Origin of the sequence: Methylobacterium sp. WL18 (assembly GCF_008040015.1) — a bacterium.
GTDB classification, from domain to species: domain Bacteria; phylum Pseudomonadota; class Alphaproteobacteria; order Rhizobiales; family Beijerinckiaceae; genus Methylobacterium; species Methylobacterium mesophilicum.
Genome location: NZ_VRVD01000383.1, coordinates 1 through 4,543, shown reverse-complemented (window position 1 = coordinate 4,543; position 4,543 = coordinate 1). Strand labels below are relative to the sequence as shown.

Annotated in this window: 8 protein-coding genes; all 8 read right to left on the bottom strand. The window is 72.0% G+C overall.

Translation table 11 applies throughout. The features are described 5' to 3' along the window. Positions 1–154: 154 nt before the first annotated feature. The 8 genes from FV228_RS21090 to FV228_RS21055 all read right to left on the bottom strand — a co-directional run bounded on the left by FV228_RS21090 (position 155) and on the right by FV228_RS21055 (position 4,458). Positions 155–376 carry a hypothetical protein gene (locus tag FV228_RS21090; protein WP_092038138.1) on the bottom strand — a complete coding sequence of 74 codons (222 nt, stop codon included), beginning with the start codon at positions 374–376 and terminating at the stop codon, positions 155–157. A 136-nt stretch (positions 377–512) separates the two neighbouring features. After that, entirely contained in the window at positions 513–734 is a 222-nt protein-coding gene (locus tag FV228_RS21085) for a hypothetical protein (RefSeq protein WP_147856402.1), read from the bottom strand. Positions 735–893: 159 nt separating this feature from the next. Continuing rightward, the gene (locus FV228_RS21080; protein ID WP_147856401.1) at positions 894–1,895 is read right to left on the bottom strand and encodes an ATP-binding protein; all 1,002 of its coding nucleotides are present in this window, start codon (positions 1,893–1,895) and stop codon (positions 894–896) included. Between the two features lie 6 nt (positions 1,896–1,901). Further along, positions 1,902–2,501: a SpoIIE family protein phosphatase gene (locus tag FV228_RS21075; protein WP_147856400.1), complete on the bottom strand. Its 600-nt coding sequence runs from the start codon at positions 2,499–2,501 to the stop codon at positions 1,902–1,904. After that, complete coding sequence (locus tag FV228_RS21070; protein WP_147856399.1) at positions 2,498–2,911, bottom strand: ATP-binding protein; 414 nt, start codon at positions 2,909–2,911, stop codon at positions 2,498–2,500. Before FV228_RS21070 ends, FV228_RS21075 begins: the two co-directional genes overlap by 4 nt. Then, a complete protein-coding gene (locus tag FV228_RS21065) occupies positions 2,908–3,363 on the bottom strand; it encodes an ATP-binding protein (protein WP_147856398.1) in 456 nt (151 codons plus the stop codon). The genes FV228_RS21070 and FV228_RS21065 overlap by 4 nt, the downstream gene beginning before the upstream one ends. Beyond that, positions 3,341–3,730 carry an STAS domain-containing protein gene (locus FV228_RS21060; RefSeq protein ID WP_147856397.1) on the bottom strand — a complete coding sequence of 130 codons (390 nt, stop codon included), beginning with the start codon at positions 3,728–3,730 and terminating at the stop codon, positions 3,341–3,343. The genes FV228_RS21065 and FV228_RS21060 overlap by 23 nt, the downstream gene beginning before the upstream one ends. Next, the gene (locus FV228_RS21055; protein ID WP_246693977.1) at positions 3,730–4,458 is read right to left on the bottom strand and encodes an STAS domain-containing protein; all 729 of its coding nucleotides are present in this window, start codon (positions 4,456–4,458) and stop codon (positions 3,730–3,732) included. Before FV228_RS21055 ends, FV228_RS21060 begins: the two co-directional genes overlap by 1 nt. Positions 4,459–4,543 lie beyond the last annotated feature (85 nt).

Below are 4,543 nucleotides of genomic sequence, written 5' to 3'. Positions count from 1 at the left end.
CGCCGCCTCCCGCTCGCCTGCGGTCGCGCCGCGGGCCGCCAGGGCGAGGCACTTCTCGAAGCGGTCGCGCTCGGCCGGCGTCATGATGGGTCCCGGATCGACAGATTCGTCGGTGTCTTAGAACCTGCCGGCGGCTCTGTCCCGTGCGCTCCCGTCACCGGTTGTTCAGGAGCGCGCGGGCCAGGAGGTGCAGGGTCGCCCCGAGGCCGAGCGCGCAGGTCGAGACCACGAGCACCTGAAGCCCGCTGATGCCGGGACGCGGGCCGAAGCTGTAGGCCAGCAGCGAGCCGCAGGAGCCGGCCGAGACGACGCCGGACGCGATGGTGTTGAGCCACGTCGCCGACAGGCGGCGCCGTTCATCGTTGATGTCGCCCATGGCCGGCTCCCGTACGGGCGAATCCGTGTTTATATTCATAACAAAGGAAATATTACCAGAAATTGCATTCGGCCGCAAGGCGTCGATGCCGTTGCGGCTTGGTCAGCCGTCTCCTTCGGGCCCGACCACCGCGCGCTCAGGCGGCCCCCGTCCGGCAGCGGGCATAGCCCCGGGAGATCAGCCGGCTCTGGAGAACCGCCCGCCGCTCGGCCTCGCCGAGATCGGTCAGGGCGTCCGTGATCGCGGCGACCAGGGCGGTCCAGGCGTCACCCCGGGCGGCACGATGATAGGCCAGCGCGATCGCCTCGGCCTCGCTGAGCCGAATCTCCACGGGCGGTTCGTGCGGGTTCGTGTGCATCGCCAATCCGTCCTGTTGAGAACATATAGCGAACAAAGCGCGGAAACCGCCGCGGTTCAACTCTTTCGCGGGCCCGGGCTGCGATTGCGGTGGAGGGCTGTTGATCGATGCCGGAAAGTCCAGCCGCGGCGCGGCTTTACGGCGTCCGCCCCGGGCGGCTCAGCCGGCCGCGACCGGCAGCAGCAGGGTGACGGTGGTGCCGCGCCCGGGCTCGGACTGGAGCTGAAGGTCGCCCGACCAGCCGAGCACCATGCTGCGGACGATCGCGAGCCCGAGGCCGGTGCCCTGGCCGCTCGCCTTGGTGGTGAAATACGGGTCCAGCGCGCGTGCCGCGACGTCGGCCGACATCCCGTGGCCGTCGTCTGTCACCCGGAGCCGCATCCGCGCTCCGGCGCCGGCCCAGTCGCCGCCGACCCGGTCGACCTCGATCCGCATGTCCTTCGCCCCAGCCTGCACGGCGTTCTGGAGCAGGTTCAGCAGGATCTGGGTCAGCTCGCCCTGGAGGGCCAGGACCTTGGTGTCTTGATCCCGGATCGCGACCGCGAACGGCTCGCGCAGCATCGGCCGGATGAAGGTGCAGGACGTCGCCACGGCGGCCCCGAAGGCGAGGCTCTGGGGTGCGATCGTCTCGCGCCGGACATAGCCCAGGATGCCCTGGATGACGCCGACCGCCTGGATCGCGCAGGCCTCGACGGTCTCGAGGTCGGCGCGATCGGGCGGCCGCCCCTCGGTCAGGTCGGCCAGCATGATCTCGGTCATCCCGCGCACGGGCTGGAGCAGGTTGTTGAGTTCGTGCGCCACCGAGCCGACGAACTGGCCGAGCGTCTCCAGCCGCTGCCGGTCCCGCTCGGTCCGGTCGCGCTCCTGCTGCCGATGCTGCTCGAGCAGGTCGATCTTGGTCCGGTAGGCCACCGCCGCCGAGACCATCAGGGCGCTCAGGCAGGCCGACATGCGCCGGATGATCTCCGGCCGGTTGATCGGCACGCCCCGGTCGGACAGCGCCAGCGCCGCGCCCTCATGCAGGCCGGCGATCTCGTCGAGGGAGATGTCGTCGGTGATCGCCAGGCGGCCGAGTTCCTCGATGTCGAGGAGCGGGGCCTCGTCGGCCGTGGCGACGTAGCGGGCCACGCCCTCGGTGTAGCGCGGCAGCAGGCTTTCCATGTGGCCTCACCCGCGGAAGGCGACGCACAGGACGGCGCAATCGTCGCTCGCGCGTCCGTGGCTGGCCATCAGGTCGGCGGCGAGCCGCTCGGGATCGCCGCGCAGGGACGGCGGATCGGCCTCCAGGTCCACCGGCCGGAGGCCGTCGGTCCACAGGACCAGGATGTCGGCGGGGACGAACGGCACGACGAGGGGCTTGAGCGGGCGCAGGCCAGCCCCGACGATCCCCGGCATGCCGTCGAACCGGAGCGTCCGCTCGGCGAACAGCGCGCCCTGGATGTTGCCGACCGCCGCCGTCGTGATGGTCCCGGCGGCGGGGTCGATCCGCACCAAGGCCGCCGCGGCGCCGCGGGTGTGGCGCATGGCCCTGTCGGCGGTGGCGAGCCGCTGCGTCGGCTCGACGCCCACCTGTCCCTCGACCAGGGCGAGCAGGCTCCGGGCGGCATGGTGGGCGTCCGGCCCGTGGCCGAGGCCGTCGACGATGCAGGCCAGCGTGGCGTCCCCCTCCTGCCACCAGGCGACCATGTCGCCGCACGCGGTCTCGCCGGGATAGGTCCGGGTCACCGCGGCGATCACGGGGGTCGGGAGCTGCGGACGCGCGCTCATGGCCGCCGCACCAGGCAGACGATCCGGGTCCCTTCCCCGACCTGCGACGTGATCGCGAAGGCGTCGACCAGGCGGCGCGTCCCCGGCAGGCCGCAGCCCAGGCCGCCGCGGGTCGAGTAGCCGTCCTCCATGGCCAGCGCCAGGTCGCGGATCCCCGGGCCGTCATCCTCGGCGACCAGCTCGATCACGGCCGCCCCGGTCGCATCCTGCGCGGTGAGGCGGATCAGGCCGCCGCGGTCCGTGTGGAGGACGAGGTTCATGGCGAGTTCGGAGACCGCCGTCGCCAGGCCGTGCGCCCGCACGGTGGTGAAGCCGTGCCGCAGCGCGAGCCGGCGGGCCTCCTGCCGGGCTTCGGCGGCGTCGATCTCGCTGGTCACCCTGACGGTCACCACGTCCGGCTCCGGATTCATCGGCGCCTCGTCATCCAGGTCCGGACCAGGGTGCGGCCCGGCCGGGTCTCGATCGTCATGTCGTCCATCAGCTTGTGCACGGCGGCGAGGCCGAGCCCGAGGCCGCCCCCGGTGGAATATCCGCGCGTCATCGCGCCGGTGACGTCGGCGATCCCGGGGCCCTGGTCCTCGACCTCGATCACGATGCTCCGCTCCTGGGCGGTGAGGCCGGTCAGGACGCGGCACGCGCCGCCGCCGGCATAGATCAGGGCGTTGCGGGTGAGTTCGGAGACGACCGTGGCCAGGCGGGTCTGGTCGACGGTGCCGAACCCGATCGCCACCGCTGCGGCGCGGCTCGCCTGGCGGGCCCGCAGGATGTCGTCCTGGACCCGGATGTCGACGACCGCGCGCGTCGCGGTGCCGGACACCTCCGGCTCCTGTCCGTCGCGATCAGGCGGCCGGGACTTCGTCATGGCGACCTCCGCGGGACGCCATCAACCGACCGACCTTGGCCACGCCGCCCTCGAGATCGAAGGCGGTCTCCATGTCGATCATGCCCCGGCCCATCTCCACGAGGGTCAGGGCCACGGCGGGCTGCATCCCGGCCAGGACCGCGACCCCGCCCATGATCTTCACCATCTTGGCCGTCTCCGACAGGATCCGGGCCATGTAGGAATCCACGACGTCCGCGGCCGTGATGTCGATGACGAGACCGTCGGCCTTCCCGGCCTGGATCAGCGCGAGGGCGTCGATCTGGAGGTCCATCACCTGCTGGTCCGTCAGGTCGGCCGGCAGGGAGGTCAGGAGGACGCGGCCGAGCCGGAGGATGGGGACGCGCATCAGAGCATCGTCCCGGCCGGGCCCCTGGCGTTCTCGCCGAGGAGCCGGAAGGCTTCGGCCAGGCCGGCCCGCAGGGTCCCCCGGGTGATCATGCTCGACAGGTCCACGTCGAGCTTCACGAGGGTCTGCGCCGCGTCCGGACTGATGCCGGTGACGATCACCCGGGAGCCGAGCAGGCGCGCGGCCTCGACGGTCTTGGTCAGGTGCAGGGCGACGCGGCTGTCGATCAGCGGCACGCCGGTCACGTCGAGGATCGCGATATGCGCCTCCTCGCGGGCGAGCGCCTCCAGCAGCCACTCCATCACCTGCCGGGCCCGCTGCGTGTCGATGATGCCGACGAGCGGCATCAGGATGATGTGGCGCCAGATCGGCAGGGCCGGGGTCGCCAGGTCGAGGAGGGCGCGGCCCTGGCGCTTGATGATCTCCTCGCGGGTCTCGACGAAGGTCGCGAAGGTGATGAGGGCCAGCTTGTCCACCGCCGCGTCCAGGGCGGCGCGCGCCTGGTCCGGCTCGGTGATGCCGTCGCTGGCCTCGCGGGTGAGCAGCCCCCCCGCGATCGTCTTCAGCGCCAGGATCAGCGTGGCGGTCTCCATCGGCGTCAGGCCGTCCCGGGCGCAGGCCGCGCTGATCGTGGCGGCCTGTTCCTCGAGGGTTCTGAAGGCCGCTCCGGCGCCCTCGCCGTCGCTGGCGAGGAAGTAGGCCGTGAGCTTCTCGACCAGCGACGGCATCACCGAGCCGGACCAGGCGCGCGCCGCCCTGGACGCGGCGGTGGACAAGCTGGCCCTCATCACCTTCGCGACCTTCGTCGAGACC

What these genes read in the sequence shown, in the direction of transcription:
- FV228_RS21085 (WP_147856402.1), bottom strand. Translation starts at nt 734, where the DNA reads ATGCACACGAACCCGCACGAACCGCCCGTGGAGATTCGGCTCAGCGAG.
- FV228_RS21090 (WP_092038138.1), bottom strand. Translation starts at nt 376, where the DNA reads ATGGGCGACATCAACGATGAACGGCGCCGCCTGTCGGCGACGTGGCTC.
- FV228_RS21075 (WP_147856400.1), bottom strand. Translation starts at nt 2,501, where the DNA reads ATGAGCGCGCGTCCGCAGCTCCCGACCCCCGTGATCGCCGCGGTGACC.
- FV228_RS21080 (WP_147856401.1), bottom strand. Translation starts at nt 1,895, where the DNA reads ATGGAAAGCCTGCTGCCGCGCTACACCGAGGGCGTGGCCCGCTACGTC.
- FV228_RS21060 (WP_147856397.1), bottom strand. Translation starts at nt 3,730, where the DNA reads ATGCGCGTCCCCATCCTCCGGCTCGGCCGCGTCCTCCTGACCTCCCTG.
- FV228_RS21070 (WP_147856399.1), bottom strand. Translation starts at nt 2,911, where the DNA reads ATGAATCCGGAGCCGGACGTGGTGACCGTCAGGGTGACCAGCGAGATC.
- FV228_RS21065 (WP_147856398.1), bottom strand. Translation starts at nt 3,363, where the DNA reads ATGACGAAGTCCCGGCCGCCTGATCGCGACGGACAGGAGCCGGAGGTG.
- FV228_RS21055 (WP_246693977.1), bottom strand. Translation starts at nt 4,458, where the DNA reads ATGCCGTCGCTGGTCGAGAAGCTCACGGCCTACTTCCTCGCCAGCGAC.